Origin of the sequence: Streptomyces viridifaciens (genome assembly GCF_001888885.2) — a bacterium.
Lineage (GTDB): Bacteria > Actinomycetota > Actinomycetes > Streptomycetales > Streptomycetaceae > Kitasatospora > Kitasatospora aureofaciens.
In genome coordinates this window covers 193,596-212,089 of record NZ_CP090840.1, presented here as the reverse complement: position 1 = coordinate 212,089, position 18,494 = coordinate 193,596, and the positions used below count along the sequence as shown (strand labels likewise).

General features: G+C 71.9%; 15 protein-coding genes and 1 pseudogene. 7 read left to right on the top strand and 9 right to left on the bottom strand.

Annotated elements, in window-relative coordinates:
• Positions 1-84 precede the first annotated feature (84 nt).
• Entirely contained in the window at positions 85-537 is a 453-nt protein-coding gene (locus tag BOQ63_RS00805; protein ID WP_197697923.1) for a site-specific integrase, read from the bottom strand.
• Positions 538-611: 74 nt separating this feature from the next.
• Between BOQ63_RS00805 and BOQ63_RS00800 the strand changes: the two genes are divergently transcribed.
• The 3 genes from BOQ63_RS00800 to BOQ63_RS00790 are packed head-to-tail and all read left to right on the top strand — an operon-like array spanning position 612 to position 1,594.
• Positions 612-782 carry a hypothetical protein gene (locus tag BOQ63_RS00800; protein ID WP_465391506.1) on the top strand — a complete coding sequence of 57 codons (171 nt, stop codon included), beginning with the start codon at positions 612-614 and terminating at the stop codon, positions 780-782.
• Positions 783-836: 54 nt separating this feature from the next.
• A complete protein-coding gene (locus BOQ63_RS00795; protein ID WP_454129514.1) occupies positions 837-1,214 on the top strand; it encodes a hypothetical protein in 378 nt (125 codons plus the stop codon).
• Positions 1,133-1,594 carry a hypothetical protein gene (locus tag BOQ63_RS00790; RefSeq protein ID WP_072653044.1) on the top strand — a complete coding sequence of 154 codons (462 nt, stop codon included), beginning with the start codon at positions 1,133-1,135 and terminating at the stop codon, positions 1,592-1,594. The genes BOQ63_RS00795 and BOQ63_RS00790 overlap by 82 nt, the downstream gene beginning before the upstream one ends.
• Positions 1,595-1,629: 35 nt before the next feature.
• Here BOQ63_RS00790 and BOQ63_RS00785 read toward each other — a convergent pair.
• The 7 genes and pseudogenes from BOQ63_RS00785 to gntD all read right to left on the bottom strand — a co-directional run.
• Positions 1,630-1,998, bottom strand: a pseudogene (locus BOQ63_RS00785) (helix-turn-helix domain-containing protein); the annotation flags it as partial.
• 146 nt (positions 1,999-2,144) lie between these two features.
• On the bottom strand, positions 2,145-3,788 hold the full coding sequence (locus BOQ63_RS00780; RefSeq protein ID WP_072653043.1) for a glutamate--tRNA ligase: 1,644 nt from the start codon (positions 3,786-3,788) through the stop codon (positions 2,145-2,147).
• Between the two features lie 118 nt (positions 3,789-3,906).
• On the bottom strand, positions 3,907-6,060 hold the full coding sequence (locus tag BOQ63_RS00775; RefSeq protein WP_072653042.1) for an asparagine synthase-related protein: 2,154 nt from the start codon (positions 6,058-6,060) through the stop codon (positions 3,907-3,909).
• Positions 6,057-9,887 (bottom strand): SDR family NAD(P)-dependent oxidoreductase, encoded by a 3,831-nt coding sequence (locus tag BOQ63_RS00770; protein WP_072653041.1) that lies wholly within the window; start codon positions 9,885-9,887, stop codon positions 6,057-6,059. Before BOQ63_RS00770 ends, BOQ63_RS00775 begins: the two co-directional genes overlap by 4 nt.
• Positions 9,884-11,707: a non-ribosomal peptide synthetase gene (locus BOQ63_RS00765; RefSeq protein WP_072653040.1), complete on the bottom strand. Its 1,824-nt coding sequence runs from the start codon at positions 11,705-11,707 to the stop codon at positions 9,884-9,886. Before BOQ63_RS00765 ends, BOQ63_RS00770 begins: the two co-directional genes overlap by 4 nt.
• A complete protein-coding gene (gene vioD, locus BOQ63_RS00760) occupies positions 11,704-12,831 on the bottom strand; it encodes a capreomycidine synthase (protein WP_079183303.1) in 1,128 nt (375 codons plus the stop codon). Before vioD ends, BOQ63_RS00765 begins: the two co-directional genes overlap by 4 nt.
• Positions 12,831-13,817, bottom strand: a complete 987-nt coding sequence (gene gntD / locus BOQ63_RS00755; protein WP_072653039.1) for a guanitoxin biosynthesis L-enduracididine beta-hydroxylase GntD — start codon at positions 13,815-13,817, stop codon at positions 12,831-12,833. The genes vioD and gntD overlap by 1 nt, the downstream gene beginning before the upstream one ends.
• Positions 13,818-14,190: 373 nt before the next feature.
• On the opposite strand from gntD, the gene BOQ63_RS00750 reads away from it, so the two are divergent.
• The 3 genes from BOQ63_RS00750 (at position 14,191) to BOQ63_RS00740 (ending at position 16,739) form a co-directional block, all read left to right on the top strand.
• Positions 14,191-15,084: a helix-turn-helix domain-containing protein gene (locus BOQ63_RS00750; RefSeq protein ID WP_072653038.1), complete on the top strand. Its 894-nt coding sequence runs from the start codon at positions 14,191-14,193 to the stop codon at positions 15,082-15,084.
• Positions 15,068-15,295 carry a DUF397 domain-containing protein gene (locus BOQ63_RS00745; protein ID WP_072653037.1) on the top strand — a complete coding sequence of 76 codons (228 nt, stop codon included), beginning with the start codon at positions 15,068-15,070 and terminating at the stop codon, positions 15,293-15,295. Before BOQ63_RS00750 ends, BOQ63_RS00745 begins: the two co-directional genes overlap by 17 nt.
• Before the next feature lie 826 nt (positions 15,296-16,121).
• Positions 16,122-16,739 (top strand): HAD family hydrolase, encoded by a 618-nt coding sequence (locus BOQ63_RS00740; protein ID WP_072653036.1) that lies wholly within the window; start codon positions 16,122-16,124, stop codon positions 16,737-16,739.
• Here BOQ63_RS00740 and BOQ63_RS00735 read toward each other — a convergent pair.
• Positions 16,725-18,011 (bottom strand): helix-turn-helix domain-containing protein, encoded by a 1,287-nt coding sequence (locus BOQ63_RS00735; protein WP_072653035.1) that lies wholly within the window; start codon positions 18,009-18,011, stop codon positions 16,725-16,727. The two genes, BOQ63_RS00740 and BOQ63_RS00735, sit on opposite strands and share 15 nt — an antisense overlap.
• A gap of 232 nt (positions 18,012-18,243) precedes the next feature.
• Between BOQ63_RS00735 and BOQ63_RS00730 the strand changes: the two genes are divergently transcribed.
• The gene (locus BOQ63_RS00730) at positions 18,244-18,420 is read left to right on the top strand and encodes an FxLD family lanthipeptide (RefSeq protein ID WP_107488394.1); all 177 of its coding nucleotides are present in this window, start codon (positions 18,244-18,246) and stop codon (positions 18,418-18,420) included.
• Positions 18,421-18,494 lie beyond the last annotated feature (74 nt).

The following is an 18,494-nucleotide window of genomic DNA, read 5'->3' as shown; positions in this document are numbered from 1 at the left end:
CGCTCAGTGGCCCGTGGAGGTTTGGAGCACCGGTAGCGGTTGGTGCACTGTGATCGGTGTTCCTGGGCCTGATGGCTCGTGGGGTCATCGTGTGTGGTCACCTGGGGCATACTTCTTCCAGATTCCTCCCGCTTGAGCAGCAACGGCCTCGGTGTGGACAGCGTGGTAGCCGAGCATCCCAGCGACAACCGAGGGCGGGGCTTGAAGTACGAGCTGTTGCAGGGTCGCGGTTCGGCCATGGAGAGTGGGGATGCCCGCGACGGCGAGCCGCCTGCCGAGGCTCGCGGGGTCCATCGGCTGCCCGGCTCGGCGTCCGGGGAAGAGCCAGTCACTGGCCGGAGCGGTGCCGTTCGGTCGGTTCGGCCGTGCGGTGTGAATGTAGTTGAGAAGTACGCCAGCGAAGGGTTCGGGGACTGGGGTGGGCGGATCGCCGAGCCGGAGTGCGACCTGATCGTCTTCGTGCTGGATGTCGTGGATGGTGAGCCGGACCAGACGCCGGATGGGCTGGGCATAAAGCAAAATCAGTGCAGCGGCCACCCTCTCCCCCGTTCCCCGAGGCCGCCATACGGCGGGTCCTCACGGCGTGGAACCGGGCCGTCGCCACCGGGTTGATGGACGACGACGCCGAGACGAAGTACCACTTCGCCCCGGACGGCGAGGTGCTCTCCGTGGCGGTCGGCAAGAGCGCTCAGGTGCTGGCCAACGGCGAGCGGCTGACCCCCTCAGTGGCCGAGCGCCTGCGCCGGGAGCTGCCGCTGCTGGCGCACATGGTCACCTTCTAAGAGCGCAACCAGATCGACGGCCGGGGCCTGGACGGCGCGCCGCCCGAGGACGGCATGATGCTGCTGGACCTGCCCGCCGCCCCGGACCCGATGCCGCCGCTGGACAAGAAGGCCCTGGCCGCCGCGGAGAAGGCCACCAAGGTGCTGGTGCGCGAGGGCAAGGTCTCCGAAGGGGTCGGCGCGATGGTGATCCCCGCCCAGCGCGGCGGTGTGCTGCTCGCGGTCGGCGGCCGGGACGGCGAACTCTATGTCAACGGCCGCCCGCTGACCCGCCAGTGGGCCGAGCAGCTGCGCGAGCAGGTGCCAGAACTGGCCTCCGACGTCGACCGGCTGCAGGCGATGCGCGCGGAGTGGCTGGACTCCCCGCCCCAGGACCGCACCCTCGCGCTGGCCGGCGCCTGTACCGACCCGAACTGCCACACCCCGCACTGACCGCCGCCCGGCGCCGGCTTTGCCGATCGTCACCCGCCGCCGCCCTGGAGCGCGACGCCGAGAAGCTGAACCGGCCTGATTACCTGGACCGGTTCGGTTCCCTGCCCCACACCCGGCAGTGGTGCGCGGCGTGCTTCGACTGGTACCACATCGAACACCGGCACAGCGGCATCGGCTACCACACGCCCTACGACGTCCACCACGGCGAGGCCGACCTGGTACGCGACCTGCGGGCCAAGGTCCTCGCCGACGCCTACGACCAGCACCCCGAACGCTTCGTGCGCAAGTTCCCCGAACCACCCGCGATACCCGAGCAGGCCTGGATCAACAGACCCACCGACGACGAGACCGCCGAGAAGGAGATCCGGACCCAAAATTAGGCAACATCACCTGCCTTGATCGCCTTGACAGGTCCCGGGTGGCGGTTGCGGCGGATTTCCCGGCTGACCGTGGACGGGCTTCGGCCCAGCTCCGCGGCGATCGCCCGCACAGTGGCCTTCTCCCGCAACCGATCGGCGATGTGGATCCGCTCGTCCTCGCGCAGGTACCGGGACGGCCCGGAAGGCGTTGCCACCACGTTGATCGGTGGCAACGCCTTCCGGTTTCCGTATGCGTGACGTCCGTTGCGCCACTTCTGGCCGGTCCGCTCGTCGATCCCGACGATCCGGCACGCTTCCCGACTACTCATGCCCTGCTGCATGAGCCGGGGGTATGCCTCCCGCTCCCTGGTGAGCTTCTTCCGCCCCTGAGGCTTCGTCTGGTCCTTACGGATCTCGAAGTCCATTGCATCCCCTGAGCTGGGGTGTTGCAACGACTCCTAGAACCCACGATGTGTGTCCGCCCCTTCGACGTCCCAACCCGTGAGCCGAAACGCCCACTGAACACGGCCGGTCGGTCCTGGAGGGCTGGTCAGGACCGACCGAGGCGTGGTCAGGCCGTCCGCACGGCGTTCACGCGCCGTCGTACCTCGTTCTCTCCAAGCGTCGCCGCCACCAGGTGCAGGGCGGGGCTCCGGGTCGATCCGGTGAGCAGCACGCGGATGGCCTGCGACGCCTCCTTGATGGAGCCGGGGTACAGGCCGGGGTTCTGCTTGTAAGTCCTCGCGCTGTCGGCGAAGTTCAGCTCGGCGGCGACGGCGCGGATCTGGTCGAACCAGGCGTCACCGTCCTCCATGGGCTGGTAGCGGTCGAGCAGGCGCCGGCTGAGTTCCTGGACCACGTCCGGGGCCAGGCCGCCGAACCGCGGATCGGCAGGATCGGTGACGGTGGCGAAGAGCTGCCGGAAGAAGAAGCCGTAGTGGGTGCGGAAGTCGCCCCACTTGCGGAGGTCCTTGCGCGGGTTGTCGAATCCGTCGCGCTCAACGGCGAGGGCCCGCAGCGCCAGGTCCTCGTCGTTCTCCAGCACCTCGGCGAGCGGCACGTCGTACGCCTTGGCCCACTCCTTGACGCGGTCCAGGATGGTGGCGCCGGGCAGGGCGGCGACGTGGTCGGCGCAGATGTCCTCCAGCTTCGCCAGGTTGATCAGCGCGCCCGTCACCCCGCACTCCTCCAGGCGCAGGGGCTCGCGCAGGGCCTGGTCGAGGGGCATCTCGGCGAGTCGGCCGTTGGCCAGGCCGCGCAGGTAGTACAGGACGGCCTCGGTCGGGTAGCCGGCCTGGGCGTAGTACTCGACGTCCGCTTCGGGGTCCTTGCGCTTGCTGAGCTTGCGGCGCGTCTTGCCCTCCTGCTTCATCAGGGGTGCGATGTGGGCGTAGGGGATGCGGGGGAAGCCGAGGGCGTCGAAGAGCTGGTGGTGGACGGGGACGGAGGAGAGCCATTCGTCGCCGCGGATCACGACGGTGACGCCCATCAGGTGGTCGTCGACGGCGTGGGCGAGGTGGTAGGTGGGCAGGCGCAGCGGGCTGGCGGAGGTCTTGAGGATGACGGTGTCGGCGCGGTTGTCGTCCATCTCGATGGTGCCGCGGATGCGGTCGTGGAAGGTGGTGCGCTCGCCGGTGCCCGGGGAACGGAACCGCACGACGTACGGCACACCGGCGGCGAGCCGTTCACGGACCGCATCGTCGCTGGCGTCACGCCATGGCGCCCACTGGCCGTAGTAGCCGCTGGGCACCTTCTTGGCGAGCTGGTCGGCGCGCAGGGCCTCGAGTTCGTCCTTCGTGGCGAAGCACGGGTAGGCCCTGCCCTGGCGCATCAGTTCGCGAACGTAGCTCTGGTAGATACGGGCGCGCCGGGACTGGGTGTAGGGCCCGTAGAGGCCGGTGTCGTCGGTCTCGTCGGAGGCGACGCCGAAGTGGCGGAAGGCGCGGTCGAAGCGGTCGACAGCACCTTCGACCTCGCGGGCCTGGTCGGTGTCCTCGATGCGCACGAAGTAGGTGCCGCCGCTCTGGTGGGCGATGGCCGCGTCGATCGCGGCGACGTGGATGCCGCCGATGTGCGCGTGGCCGGTGGGGCTAGGGCAGAACCGGGTGACCTCGGCACCGGACGGCAGCTGGCGGGCGGGGTACTGCTGCTCCCAGAAGGCCGGCGCGGGCAGGTCCGGGTCGAAGAGCGCGTCGATCTCGCTGGGGTTGAGCACGGGGGTCCTCCGGGTGCGGTGTGTTCTCGCCGTGACGGCGGCCGGGCGGCGGTTCGGTCGGTGCGGGCGGGCCGGGCCGCTGGCCCGCATGGTACGCGAGCGAGCGGCCCGATCTGCCCTAACGTCGCGTGCCCGGACGGGAGTTCGACAGGTGAGCGGCCGTCACCTCCGGGGCGGGCGTGAGGGGGGTTTCGGCGCCGTGGACGTCCACGTGGACGGTGGCGGTCTCCACCCAGTACCGGGCCCCGGGGCGGCCCTCCTGGACGCCGTACACCGCCGTCGCACGGCGCCCTCGCAGCCGCAGGAAGTGGGCGAGCGCCTGGCTCATGGGCTGGGAGGCGCCGCTGACCAGAGGGAACGCGCAGGCCCGGCGCGCCAGGTCGGTCAGCGTCTCGCCGAGTCCCGGATCGGCGGCGGTCACCCGGGCGGGCGGAATGGGCGTGCCGGGCAGCAGCTGGTGGGCGACGTTGAGCGCGGCCAGAGCAACGACGTGCCGGCGGGCAGCACGTCGCCGGTGCCGTGCTGCGGGCAGAGGCGGGCGCTCCATGGTGGGCGGGGCCGGCGGACTGCTCAGCGTCACGGAAGGCTGGTGCGGACGGGGAACGGGCTGGTCGAGCCACGCGGCCAGGGCAGCAGGACGAATCCACCCCTCGTCGTGCCACAGCGGGTGGTCGGGCCGTTCGGCCTCGGACGGCAGACGCAGGCCGATCTGCTGCGCGGTGGTGGAGCCGAGCAGGTCCAGCAGGTCGCCGTGCTCGTCGGTGCGCACGGCCTGGAGGATCGTCCCGTCGGCGCTGCCGATCTTCGGGTGGAGCGCGATCTGCGGATCCAGCCAGGCCAAGGCCGCCTGCCGCAGCAACCACTTCGGCTGGAAGCCGGCGACCGAGGGCTGGAGGGCTGTGCGGCGCAGCGCGAGGGCGGGGGCGATGAGCTGGGCGTCCACGAGAGGGCTGAGGACGGCCATGCCAGGGGCTTGCGTGCTGGCGGGCTCCCACTCCGGGACGGCCGCCGCTCGGCGTGCCGAGCCCAGCGCGGACCACGTCCAGCCCTGGAGCCACCGCTCGCGGTCCGCATGCAGGGCACGGGCCCGGGCGGAGGCGACCTGCCTGGCGAGCGCGTCACCGAGCAGCGTGTCGAGGCCGGTGGCCGTGTGGCCGGGTGCCGGTGCGTGCCCGCGTAGGTAGCGCAGGGTGCGGTGAGCGCGCAGGAGCGGTTCCAGGCCGCGCTGCTGGGTGCGCAGCGCGTGGTGGCCGAGCGCGGGCGGTAGGGCCCTCGGGTGACGGGCGAGCAGATCGACCAGGAGCTCGTCGCGCTCGGCGAAGACCTCGTCGCCGCCGTCGCCGGTGGCGATGGCGTCGCAGTCGAAGTCGGTGTGGGCAACGGCGAGGATCTCCTCGAAGGCGGCCGCGAAGGGCGATCCGGTGGGCAGGCCGGTCATGGCGTTGACGTCGCGCAGGGCGGCGACCAGGCCGGGTTTGGCGGGCAGGTCGACCGGCTCGCTCCGGGCCCCGTACTGGCGCAGGAACCGCTCCCGCAGCCGTTCCTCGGCCGGCGTTCCGAGGCCGCTGCCGACGTTGAGCAGCACGACGCGTTCGGGGGCGCGGCGCAGCAGAGCGGCTGCGATGAGGGTGGAGTCCAGGCCGCCGCTGAACAGGCAGGCGACACGGCGGTGCCGGGTGAGGATGCGGTCGGCGAGGTCATCGAGGCGGTCGCGCAGCTGGACGGTGCTGGTCTCCAGCGGCTGGGAGGCGTGCGCGGGGTCGCGGTGGGGGGCCCAGGTCGCCTCGGTGCGGATCGTTCTGTCGGGCCGGACCACGGCAGCGTGGCCGGGTTGCAGGGTGAGGATGCCGCGGTACAGGGACGGCAGGAGACCGCGGGTCCACCGTTCACCGGTCAGGAACGCGGCGGCACCGTCCGGGTCGGGCGTGCGGGCGTCGACGGCCCAGGCGAGGGTGCGCAGGTCGGAGGAGATCAGCAGGCTGGTGCCGTCCCAGGCGAGGTGGAGTTCGGCGCGCCAGACCGGGGGCAGCTCGATGCGCAGTTCACGAGTGGTGGCGGTGAGCACGATCGGGGTGGTGTCGAGGGCGGCCTGCCAGGCCGGGTCGGACCAGTAGGCGACGGTGGGGCCGTCGTGGTGGCGGGCGGCGAGGTCGGCGTTGAGGAGCAGCGGGGCGGCTTCGTCGGCGTGGCCCGTCACGAACAGGTCGTTCCAGCCGGCCGTGCGGGCCGTGGTGACGGCGCCGTCGGGCGCCCAGACGGCTCGGAGCGTCATGTCGAAAGTCCTTCCGGACGTGGGGCGTTGTGGTGGACGATGTCGGCCACGCTCGGGTGCTGGAGGAGCGTGGTGTGGTGGGCGTCGAGGACGTGGACGGCGTGGCCGTGCTGCGCGAGGGCGGCCCACCCCCAGGAGGAGTCGTCGGCTGGGGCGGGCAGGACGCCCGCAAGCAGCGAGTCGTCGTACTCGGCCTCGGCGGCGCGCACCACCACGATGCGGCCCGGGTAGGGGCGGGGCCGGTAGCGCTCGGCAGCGGCAAGACGGTGGCGGTAGCCGGCGGCGAGGCGGGCGGCGAGTTCGGTGGTGAAGGACCCGGGCACGACCTGCTGGGTACGCAGCTCGTCCAGCAGGTCGGCCATCGCCTGCTCGGGAGGGGTGTGGCGCATGGCGTCCGGATCCACGACCAGACGCCGACCGGCTTCGCGGGCCCGGTGGCTGGTGATAGCGGCCACGATCTCGGCAGCGGGGACCTGGGCGATGCTACGGGGGCCGGGGCCCGCGGGCGCGGGCATGTCGAGGACGACCACGGTGGGGGCGTGCCCGGTGGTGTCGTACACCTGCTGTGCGACGGCCAGGGCCAGGTGACTGCCGAAGGAGAAGCCGAGGACGACGTCGGGGCGCGGCGCGCTGGCGGTGAGTTGCTGGTGATGGTGGCGTGCCAACTCCTCGATCGGGGTCTCGCCGGTGACATCGGACAGGGGCGGGCCGGGGAGTGCGTGGACTTGGTGGCTGCCGCCGAGCTGGGCGGCCAAGGGGGCGAAGGCGTCGGCGGATCCGCTGATCGGATGCATGCACCACAGCGTCGACCGGTCGCCCTGCCCCCAGCGCCGGACCGCTGCGGTGCGCGGCGGCTGGTCGGTGGTCGAGTCGATTGCGGCGGCGAGGTCGCGTACCGAGGAGGCGGCGAAGTACAGCTCGGTGGGCAGGACGCGGCCGGTCTCGGCGCCGACCCGGGCGAGGACGTCGATCGCGGTGAGGGAGTCGGCGCCGTGCGCGGCGAGGTCGTCGTCCGGGCCCAGGTCGGGGTCAGCAAGGCAGCTGCGCCACGCATCCAGCAGGGTCACGAGCAGGTCGGCCTGCGGCTTGTCGGCCAGCGCCGGTGGCTCGGGGGAGTGGGTGGTGTTCAGCGGGGCGCGCACGTACCGCTCGTAGCGCTCGGGGAAGCGGCCCTTGACGACGAGGACGTGTCCGCTCTGGTCGGACAGCAGTAGGCGGGTCAGGGCCTGCTCAGCTTCCCTGGGGGTGAGGCCGCCCTGGACCATGCGCTGTTCGTGGGCCGAGGCGGTGGCGTCATGGTGCTGCCAGGCGTCCCAGCCGATGCTCAGCCAGCGGGTGTGGGCGTACTCGCCGTGCAGGGCGTAGCTGTCGGTCGCCGCCGAGGCCGCGCTGTAGGCCGCAAGGCCGATCGCGCCGAGTACCCCGGCGAGGGAGGACATGAGTACGACGCGCCGTACGTGGTGGCTGGCGGCTGCGGCACGCAGCGTCGCGGCGGCGTCGATCTTGAGGGCGAAGTGCCGTTCGTCGGCCCACTGCGGTAGGCGGGTGCTGTCCTGGTAGGCGGCCTCGCCGGAGATTCCGGCGGCCATGACGATCCGCTCGATCTGACCAAGGCCACGGGTGACGTGCGCGATGAGGGCTGTGAGGGCGCGGGGGTCGGCGGCGTCGCACTCCCGCACGACGATGCGGGCCGGCTGCGCGGCGAGGTCGTCGGCCAGGCGGTGCGCGGTGCGCAGGCCGGGGCCAGGCCGGGCAGCGAGCACCAGCGTGCCGCTGACGGCGGCGAGGACGCGGGCAGCGGCGGTGCCGATCTGCCCGACGCCTACGACGACCGACACACCGCCGACCGAGCCCGGCTCGGGTTCGGGTAGGGGCGGGTAGGCGGGGCTCCACCACCGTCGGCCGCGCAGGGCGAGTACGGGTTCGGCGGCCCAGTCCACGCTGCGGCGCATCGCTTCGGCCAGCTCCCAGGGCTGAGTGCCCTCCAGGTCGAGGGTGCGGACGCGGACCGCGGGCACGTCCATCGACAGCGCCCGGGCCAGGCCCGTGAGCGTGGCCGCCCGGGGGTCGCCGCCCTCGGTGCCGAGCACCGGGTGCGCGCGCCGGGTAAGCGCCACGACGTCCACGCCGCAGGCGGCGGGCCAACCCGCGGTGCTGGCAGCCAACGCCACGAGGGCGTCGTAGGCACGCCGTGCGGGCTGGGAGCCTGCGCCGAGCGCGTACCCGCACACGACCAGCGCTCGGCCCTGCGGCGCCTCGATGGGGCCGTCCGGTGCCCACACCACTGGGGTGCCTTCGGGGACCGATGCGGACAACAGGTCGAACAGTCTGCGGCCCGTGTGGTCGTCCTGCTCGGCCATCAGGACGACGCACGCCCAGCTGGGGGCCTCGGTGCCGGGGCGCCCGGGCCACTGGGCCCAGCTGCTGCGCCGGAACTCCACCTGCGCCTTGGCGGGCTCGGCCGCGCCGACGCTGTCGGTGGCGCCGGTGGCGGGCTCAGGCCAGATCCGGCGGGGCCGGTAGCCCGCGTCCCGGAGCGTTGCCGGGCGCCGTCCGGGAGCGGTGCCCGACGGCGGGGGTTCCTCCAGGACGACGTGGGCGTTGGTGCCGCCGACACCGAAGCTGCTCACCCCGGCCCGGCGCACGCCTTCGGCCGGTTCCCACGGCTGAGGTCGCGTCAGGACCCGCAGGGGTGCGGCGCTGGAGGCCAGGGCGGGGGCGGGCGTGGTGTGGTTGACCGTGCCGGGCAGCACGGCGTGGTGCAGGGCCAGGCTGGCGCGGATCAGCCCGACCACGCCAGCCGCTATGTCCAGGTGCCCGAGCCCGCCCTTCGCGGACCCCAGCGTCACGCCACCCGGCCTGGGATGGGAGGCGAAAACGTCCGCGAGCGCCTGGAGCTCCACCTGATCGCCGAGAGCGGTACCGGTGCCGTGCGTCTCGACGTAGCCGATCTGCCCGGAGTCGAGGCCCGCGCGGGCCAGCGCCGCACGGACGGTCTCCGCCTGCCCGCTCCCGCTCGGCGCGGTGAACCCGTTCGAGCGCCCGCCGTCGTTGGTGACGGCCGAGCCGCGGATCACCGCGTAGATCCGCGACCCGTCGGCCACGGCGTCCTCCAGGCGGCGCAGCGCCACCAGGGCCGCGCCGTCGCCCATCACCGTGCCGTCGGCGGCAGCGTCGAAGGGGCGGCAGACGCCGGAGGCGCTGTGGATCGACGCGCTCTCGTACTGCCAGCCCGGCGAGTTGGGCAGGACGATGGACGCTCCGCCGGCGAGCGCCTGGTCAGCCTCACGGAGCAGCAGGGCCTGGCACGCCAGGTGGACCGCCACCAGGGAGGACGAACAGGCCGTCTGCACGGCGACGCACGGTCCCCGCAGCCCGAGCCGGTAGGCGATCCGGGTGGCGGCGAAGTCCTTGTCGGTGCCGGCCTCGAACTCCAGAGCGCTGACTGGGCCGGAGCGGGCCAGCAGGTCGCGGTAGCCGCTGAAGTTGGTGCCGCAGAACACTGCGGTCCGCTCGCGGACGGCGGCGTCCTGCGGACGGCCGGCGTCCGCGTCGGCCAAGGCCTGCCAGGCGCACTCCAGCAGCAGACGCTGCTGCGGGTCGCAGGTCAGGGCCTCGCGCGGCGACATGCCGAAGAAGGCGGGGTCGAACAGCCCGACGTCCGTACCCAGGTGCCCCCGGGCGTAGAGCCGGGGGCCGTCCGTGGAGCGGATTACGCTGGCGCGGTGGGCGAGGACGTTGTCCCACAGCTCCTGGACGTTGTCGGCGCCGGGCACGCGGGCGGCCATGCCGACGACCGCGACGGCGTCCTCGGGGATCGGCGTCATCGGTCCTCCGCCCCGGTGCGGCGCCGGCGCAGGACGCCCCGCGCCTCGTTGCGCCGGGCGCCGGGCTCGTGCTGAGCGGGCGCCTCATCCGTCTTGCCGTCGACGTGGGCGGCGAGCGCGCGCACAGTCGGGTTGTCCAGGCAATCGGCCGCCGTGACCTCGATGCCCAACTCACCCAGGCGGACCACCCACGTGAGCAGGTCAAGCGAGGTGCCGCCAGCGTCCGCGAACCGCTCGTCGGGGCTGGGGGGCGGACGGCCCAGTGCCCCCTGCCAGGCCTCGGCGATAGTGCGCTGCGTCGCCGTCGCCCACACCGTGTCCGGCACGTCGGATCCGGTGACGGGCAGAAGCTCGGGCAGGCGGTGTCGGTCGACCTTGCCGTGCGCGGTCGCCGGAAGCGCGTCCAGGGCCACGACGCGGTGCGGGACGAGGTGCGCCGGCACACGCCCCGCCAGCCCGTTCCGCACCCCGGCCTCGAGGCCGGTCGGGTCCACTCCGGTCGCGGGGACCACGAACGCCACCAGGCGCGCCGCCCCACCGGGTGCGCAGGGCATGGCCACGGCCGCCGCTTCGGTCACCGCCGCGCTCGCCACCAGGTGGCGTTCCAGCTCGGTCAGGTCCACGCGCACACCGCTGACCTTGACCTGCGCGTCCATGCGCCCCAGCACCCGCAGTTGCCCGGCAGCATCCAGCAGACCCAAGTCCCCGGTGCGGTAGTAGCGCCCCGGCGGCAGCGGGCCGGTGCCCGGGGTCTCGACGAACCGGGCGGCCGTCGCGGCGGGGGCGTCGAGGTAGCCGTCGGCGAGGCTCTCGCCGCCGATCCACACCTCCCCGACCGTGCCCGCGCCGAGCGGGACGCCATCCTCACCGACCACCTGCACGGTGCTGTTCTCCAAGGCGGTACCCACCGTGTCGGTGGCCACCGGCTGCTGCGGGTCGAAGATGCGCACGGTCGAGGTGATGCCGGCCTCCGTCACCCCGTAGACGTGCGCCAGCGGCAGGCCCCGCTCCAAGGACTCCTCGATCAGCGCGGGCGGCGCCTGCTCCCCTCCCATGAGCAGCAGCCGCAGCGACGCCGGGAGCGGCAGGGGGTTGGCGCGCAGGTGCCGCACGAGTAACTGCCAGTAGACGGTGGTCAGTTCCGCGACGGTGACACCTCGGTGGTCCAGCTCACGCAGCAGCTGGGCGGGATCATCAGGCTGCGCCCCGGTCAGGACCGCGGTACCGCCCGCGCACCACACGGGCAGCAGCTCCTCGAACACCACGTCGAAGGACGGCGGTGCCAGCTGGAGGAACCGGTCCCGCGCGCCCAGGCCGACGGCGGCGCCGAACGCCCGGCAGTAGGAGCCCAGCGCCCGGTGGGAGAGCACGACCGCTTTGGGCCGCCCGGTCGACCCGGAAGTGTGCATGACGTAGGCCGCGCCCGGCGCGGTGCGGGCGCCCGAGGCCGGCGGCTCCTGAAGAAGGACGGTGCCCGGCGTCTCGCCGTCCACCAGGACACCGGCCACACTGGCTCGTTCGCAGATCTCCCGCGTCCACGCCGGCGGGGCGGCGGCGTTCAGCGGCACCGCGACCGCGTCGGCCAGCCAAACCGCCAGCAGACTGCGGCAGAACGCGTGCCGGTCCGACGTTTTGATGCCCACCAGGACGCCCGGCGCGACGCCGGCGACGCGCAGCCGTGCCGCCGTGGACTCGGCCTGCCGGTGCATCTCGGCGTAGGTGTGGGTCCCGGTGGCCGGGCTGTCGATCGCCACACTGCCGGGGTTGGCGGCCACGCTGCGCCGCCACATGTCCGGGAAGGTGGTGTCGTTGGGGTTCACGAGGCCTCCTCGGCCATGGTGTCCAGCAGGTGGGAGAGGGCGTCCAGGCCGGCGGCGAGGTCGGCGGTGGTGCCGCCGAAGCCGAGCCGCACACGGCCGGGGACGCCGAAGCACTCGCCGGGCACGAGCAGTACCCGGTGCTCGCGCATCAGCCGCTCGCACAGCGCCATCGTGTCCGGGACTCCGGTGAGGTGCGGGAAGACGACGACGCCCGCCCCGCCCGCAGGCAAGGACACCTCGCCCGGGCGCGCCGCGAGCCACCCGTGCACCAGTCGCCTGTTGGCGGCCGCGGTCAGCATGCGCGGTCCGATCAGCCGCTCGGCCCCTTCCAGCGCCCGCTGCGCGACCCACTCGACCAGTGGCGAGAGCGCGAGGGTGGTGTAGTCGCGCACCCCCACAGCGGCATGCACGATCTCGGGGGCCGCAATGCCCCAGCCCACCCGTAGCCCCGGCAGGCCGAACGCCTTCGACATGGTTCCGAAGCACAGGGCCCGCTCGTAGTACGTCGGGGCCGACAGCGGTGGCGCATCGAACGCCAGGTCCTCGAACGTGCCGTCCCACAGCAGGTAGCAGCCGTGCCGTTCCACGATCGCGACGAGCTCGGCCAGTTCCTCCGTGGTGAGGGTGACGCCGGTGGGGTTGTGCGGAAAGTTCACGATCACGGCCTTCGTGGTGCTGGTGACCAGGTTCCGCAGCTCTTCCAGGTCCGGACGGAACCCGTCCTCCGGTCGCAGCTGCCACCGGCGCACCCGGCAGCCGCGCGCCAGCACCGGGGCGAGCAGCGAGTGGTACGCCGGCTCCACGACGACCACCTCGTCCCCCGGCTCCAGCAGCGCTGCCAGGCACAGCAGCTGCGCCTCCGTGGAACCGTTGCCGACCAGCACCCGCCCGGCGTCGCCGAGGCCGTAGCGCGCGGCGATCGCCGCCCGCAGCTCGTCGCCGCCGGCGGACTGCGAGTCCCGCAGGGACACCGCGGCCAGCTGTTCAAGGTCGAACCCGAGCAGGTCCCGCAGCTCGGCCATCGTGTAAGGCTCGGCACCGCTGGAGCTGATGTCGATGTCGGCCTCGTGGTACCGCTCGCGCAGGAAGTCCTCCAGGAGGGCGCGTTCCATCAGCGGTCGCATCAGCCCACCACCTGGCAGAGCAGGCTCGGGCGGACGGTGCGGGACTTGCGCAGGTCCCGGGTGATCAGCACGCGCTTGAGCCACCGGTCCGTGCCGTCGTAGCGGGCCTCGAAGGGCACCCGGCCGTGGACGGCCCGGAGGTTGTCGACGATCAGGATGTCGCCCGGCTCCAGTACGACGTTGCGCAGCCGGCGGTCGATCTCGCGGGTCAGGTGCTCCAGCGCGGCCTGCGCTTCGGTGTCGGCCGGGTCGATCACCCCCCAGAACGAGCGGTCCGCCCGGAGGTAGTGGCCCTCCAGCAGCGCGACCGCGGGCGGCGTGGCGAGCATCGCCTCGATCCGCTCGAAGTCGCCCTCGGCGCTGGCCGAGTTGTTCGACGGCAGGTGGGAGTTGTCCGGCAGGATGCGGAACCTGGGCTCGCCCAGGATCCGCCGGTCCGCCGCGCTCAACCGCAGGTCGTCTACGACGGCGACGGTGGTGGCCGTGGATGTCGGGTTGCGCACGCACGCCAGAGCGAGGAAGTCCGGGCGCAGCGGGTGGAACGCGTCCTCGGTGTGCCAGTCGAGCAGGACGTCGGCGGCCGTCCCGAGCTGCTGGCCTTCGTTCTCCTTGATCGGCAGGACGTCGTGGATCACCCGGCCGTCCTGCTGGGTGGCCCAGCCGAACGCGTCGCCGAGCAGGCCCGCGTAGAGCACCAGCGTCAGGTCCAGCTCCAGGGTCGGCGACGGGTCGGGCAGCGCGTTCCAGTGGCTGGGAGTGGGGCCGGCCTGGGCGTCATCGACGTGGTGGCCGTGGATCACGGTGTAGCCGGGTTCGTGGCGCCGCAGCTGGTTCAGGTGCTCCTGGACCCGGTGCGGCAGCGCCCGGGCGAGCACCGGTGCGCGCTCCAGCAGCTCGGGATCCTCCGCGCTGCGGTACTGGCCGATCAGGCCCGCGATCAGCGAGGAGGTCTCCTCGCGCTCGGAAGCGGTCAGGGACAGGTCCATGCGTGGCTCCTTCGGGTCTTCGCGCCCACGGCCGCCCGGCAGGGGCCGGCGGCAGTGAGGAACGGGAGTTGTGGCGCACTGCCGGCCGGTGCCTTCGGGGTTGCGGGCAGCGGCTGTGCAGGTGGTTCTCGGGCTGAACGAGGTCGACGGGTCCGGCGAGAGGGCCGGGCTGAGGCCGAGGCGGGGAGGCGCGTATCCGGGCGTCAGTGCACGGGATCGCGGCAGCGCGCGACGTCAGGAGGAGTGACCTTTCGCTCACTCCTCGTTGTCGCCCTCACAGCATGCCCCTACGAAAGGCAGTTGGGCAATATGCCCAACTGATATTGCCTCAGATGCGTTGCCCTGCAACGGTCCAACCGCCAGACTGTGGTTCATGGCGAAGAGGCCCCCAGCACCCCAGTCCGTGTACCGGCGCCAACTGGCGCCCAAGCTCAAGGCGTTGCGCGAAGCCATCCCCGGCATGACCCTGGTCGCGGTCGCTGAGGCCGTGGAGATCACGCAGAGCACCCTCAGTCGCATCGAGACCGGCCAGCGCGGAACAACCCCAGTCCTCGTCAAGGCGCTGCTCGACCACTACGGAGTCACCGACCCCGTGGTCCGCGAAGACCTGCTGGACCTGGTGCGCGCCGACATCGCCCAACGCAACACCTGGTGGCGCAAGTACTCGGCCCTGATGGCCCCGACCCAGTACTCGGGCTACGTCGCTCTGGAGTCCAGCGCGACCAGCCTCCACTCCTACGAAGCGCAGCTCATCCCGGGGTTGTTGCAGACCGAGGACTACGCCCGCGCCGTCATCGGCGCCATGCGGGTCGACCTCGATGCCAAGAGCATCGAAGACCTTGTCGAGGTCCGCATGCGGCGTCAAGACGTACTCAACTCGGACGACCCCCCGAAGCTGTGGGCCGTGATCGACGAAGCGGCACTCCGGCGCCTGCGCGGCACGCCAGCACTCCTGGAAGGCCAGCTCCGCCACCTGATGGAGATGTCCCGGCGGCCCAACATCGTGGTGCAGATCCTGCCCTTTGTCATCGGTCTCCACCCGGCTGGCTACGGCAGCTTCATGCGAATGGGCTTCCCCGACCCCACCCCGGCCGTCGTGTGGGTGGAGAACCTGACCAAGTCGGTGTGTCTCGAGACGGCCGAAGACGTGGAACGCTACGACGAGGCGTTCGACCACCTGCGTGCCCGAGCTCTCGGTCCGCCGGAGACTCGTACCCGCATAACCGAAATGATCAAGGAGTTTCGTCCCAGTGACCGTGAAGCCTGACCCCACCGAGATCGACTTCTCCACCGTGACGTGGGAGAAGAGCCCCTACAGCGGCGGCAACAACAACTGCGTGGAGTTCGGCGCAATCGGAGATCACGTGGCCATCCGCGACTCCCAGCGGCCCGAACAGGTCCCGCTCATCTACACCCGCAGCGAGATCCGTGCCATGCTCCTCGGCGCGAAGGCTGGCCACTTCGACCACCTCGCCTAACCCCGCCAATCGGGCTCCGGCGGGGTCGGCCCCAGACGAAGTGGGGCCGGCCCCGCCGACCATTCTCCCAGACAGCCGGCTACGACACGTCGGGAACGTGCGCACCGAGACTCAACGCCCGGAAGGGCACAGGACGAAGCGCGGGCAGAGCTCGAGCTCTCCTCCACCGCGCTGGTCGGCGACTACACGCGCAGCGACACCCTCGTCGGCTCCCGCCGCCACCACCCGGTCCTGTACCCGCGCGGCAACGAGCTGACCGGGATCCTGGCCGTAGAGGACTTGACGATCGAGCCCGCAGTTCCGGCGGCGCCCGGGCCGGGCACAACAGCGCAGGAGCCGAGCCTGCCGGACGCCGATAGCGGCAGATAGGCCTTTCGGCCCGGCTTCTGGTGCCCGGCCCGCGCCGAGCTGCCCCGTACAACCCGCCCGCCGTCAGCCCAGGCTTGGCCTAACCGACTTTTGGACCGGACGTCCACGAGACGGCGGCCGGCCCCTCGAACGGATCCCGGCCGAGGAGCTCGCGCTCGCATGGGCAGCGCAGTGGCAGGACGCGCTGCGGTGGCGAGAGATGATCCGCCTCAACCACAAGGCGGATCTGCCTGACGAGCTCCTCACCGGTGTCCCGACCGCGGCCCGTCCCCGGGCTGCCCTCCTCCTTGAGAGGCTGAACCTGTGGTGACCGGCACTGTGCTTGGGACTTCGACGGCACCCTTGGGCACCGCCGCCACGGCACCTGGGCCCGGCCGGTGACATGATCCGGCCCTCACACACGGCCAGTTCCGCTGGCTGGCCACCGCGATCGCGTGCTGACCCGTAGGCTTCGGGGATGGCAGCGTACCGTGGCGTGATCTTCGACTTCTTCGGTGTCCTGACCTTCAACATGGTCGAGGTGATCACCGGTTTCGAGACTCGGGAGGGGATCGCCAACGGCACCTTCCTGCGTGCCTGGGCCGATCCGCGGGGCCAGGAGCTCTTCCGTCAGCTTGAGTTGGGCCGTATCACTCAGGCCGACTGGAACACGGACTTCGGCGCGCTGATGGGCGTCCCGCCGAAGGACCTGCTCGCCCGGTACCTGCATGACGCCTTCCCGGCCTACCCGGTCATCGAGGTGGCTCGGCAAGCACGAGCGGCCGGCATTAGGACAGCGGTGCTGTCGAACAGCCTCGGGCGGGAGCCCTACGACCCGTACACCGGCTTCGACCTGCGCGGCACTTTCGACGAGGTGGTGCTCTCCGCAGAGCACGGGATCCGCAAGCCCGACCCCGAGATCTTCCGCCTGGTGCTCGGCAAGCTCGGCGTGGCGGCCGAAGAGTGCCTGTTCGTCGACGACAGCGAGGAGAACCTGGCCGCCGCTGCCGAACTGGGCCTCACGCCCGTGCTCGGGCTGGACGAGAAGGTGGTCGTCAGGCGTCTGCGCGAGCTGCTGCGCCTACCCGGCTTCTAGGAAGTCGCGGATGGCGGGGTAGGCCGCGTGCGGGGCGAGCTTCTCCCGCAGGCCAGTCAGCTGGGATGCCGAACGTACGGAGTCGACCGAGCCGAGGCAGGCCGCCGCGTGACGCGCGGTGGCCACGGCGCCGTCCAGGTCGTCCAAGGCGAGGTGCGCCTCGGCGGCCCGGGACAGGTAGATGGCATGGCTTCGGGGGTACTCCTCGTCGCCCGGGTATGACGCTTCCATGCCGGCCTCGAACCGCCGCAGTGCCTCGGCCGGGTCACCCAGTTCAAGAGCACACGAGCCGGCGATCATCTCGATCTCGCCGTAGTCCACCCAGTAAAGGGTTTTCGGGTCGTTGTCGCGCTGGCCCTTGTCCAGGGCTGCCCGAGCAAGGCGGAGCTGATGCGCGGTCTCCTTCTTCGCACCCGTCTTCGAGAGAGCGTGCGCTGTACGGGCGGCCAGCATGGCGTCCATGCGCGGCGTGCCAATGCCCTTGACCTGGGTGCGTGCGGTGTCGAGTAGGGCGACAGCGCGGCCGGCCTGATGAGGGGTGGAGTAGCACTGGACGGCGGCGAAGCTCAGGGCATAGGCACCGCTGATCGGATCTCCCGCCTCGGCGGACGCTCGTAAGGAGGCGTCGAAGAAGCGCTGGGCGATTCCGGCGCGGTCCTGGTCGAAGGCGGCCCAGGCGACTTGGCGAGCGGCCTCCGCCGCGATCGAGTGCAGGTGGCCGAGCCCTGTGCTGTTGTAGCGCCGGGTCCTGATCAGCTTCACTGCCAGGGACAGCTCGCCGCGGCCGAGCTGGTAGACCTCGCCGCTGCCGAGTTCGTCGTCGAGGCGGCGCAGATGGTCCAGCCGGTCGTCCATGTGTGCCAGCAAGGCCGGGTTGCCCGGCAGGCCCGGGGGCGTCCGGGCAGGTCGCGACTCAAGTGCCTTGGCCCAATTGCTTGCTGAGGCGGACAGTGCGACCCCTGCCGTGAGGAACCCTCTGCGATCCACGCCGCTCCCATCTACCAAGTCGGTGAGGACCGACAGCGTTTCGTCCGTCGTCCACGGGGCGCTCCCGCCGGTCGCGGAGGCGGCCGCCAGCCTGCCGGCGAACTCCCCGCCGGTACGCAGCACCCGGTCGTAGGCGGCCGCCACGTCCGCGGTCACCGAGCGGTTGCCGTTCTCAACGTTGCGAAGGTGCGCCTCGCCGTAGCCGGCCTCGCGGGCGAACTTCGCCCAGACCATGCCGGAAGCTCTGCGAGCCTCCCGCATATCGTCCCGAAGCTGGTTGGCCATCGGCGGTGCTCCTCGGAATTGAATCGGTAGTGAATCGGTGCACGCCATTGTTCCCCGCCCGCTGGCGGTGTGTGCTCAGTTCGGCACAGATCGCAACTGTTCCCGCCTCATGACGAGCGCGGGCGAGCTGCGGGGACGGCACGGGAGCGTTCGCCGTCCGGCCTCGGCAGCTACGGCCGCCCGGACCACCGGGCGGCAGGTCCACTGCAACTGTTCCCGAGAAGGAGCGCAGATGAGTACGCCGACCGTCGAGGAAAGCAAGCAGAACGAGGGCGCCGCCAACATCGGCGACCCGTTCGGCCTCGACATCACGTTCATCGAGAACACCCCGGCGACCGAGACGGTCCTGATGTGCAGCACCGGTGACACTTGCGGGAGCTCCTGCCCGAGCGCCTGCACGACGTCGTAGCCCGGGGCGTGCGGTGCGGGATGTGACGGGTCCCGCACCGCACCCCTTCCCGTTGCTCCTCTTCCAGAACGGAG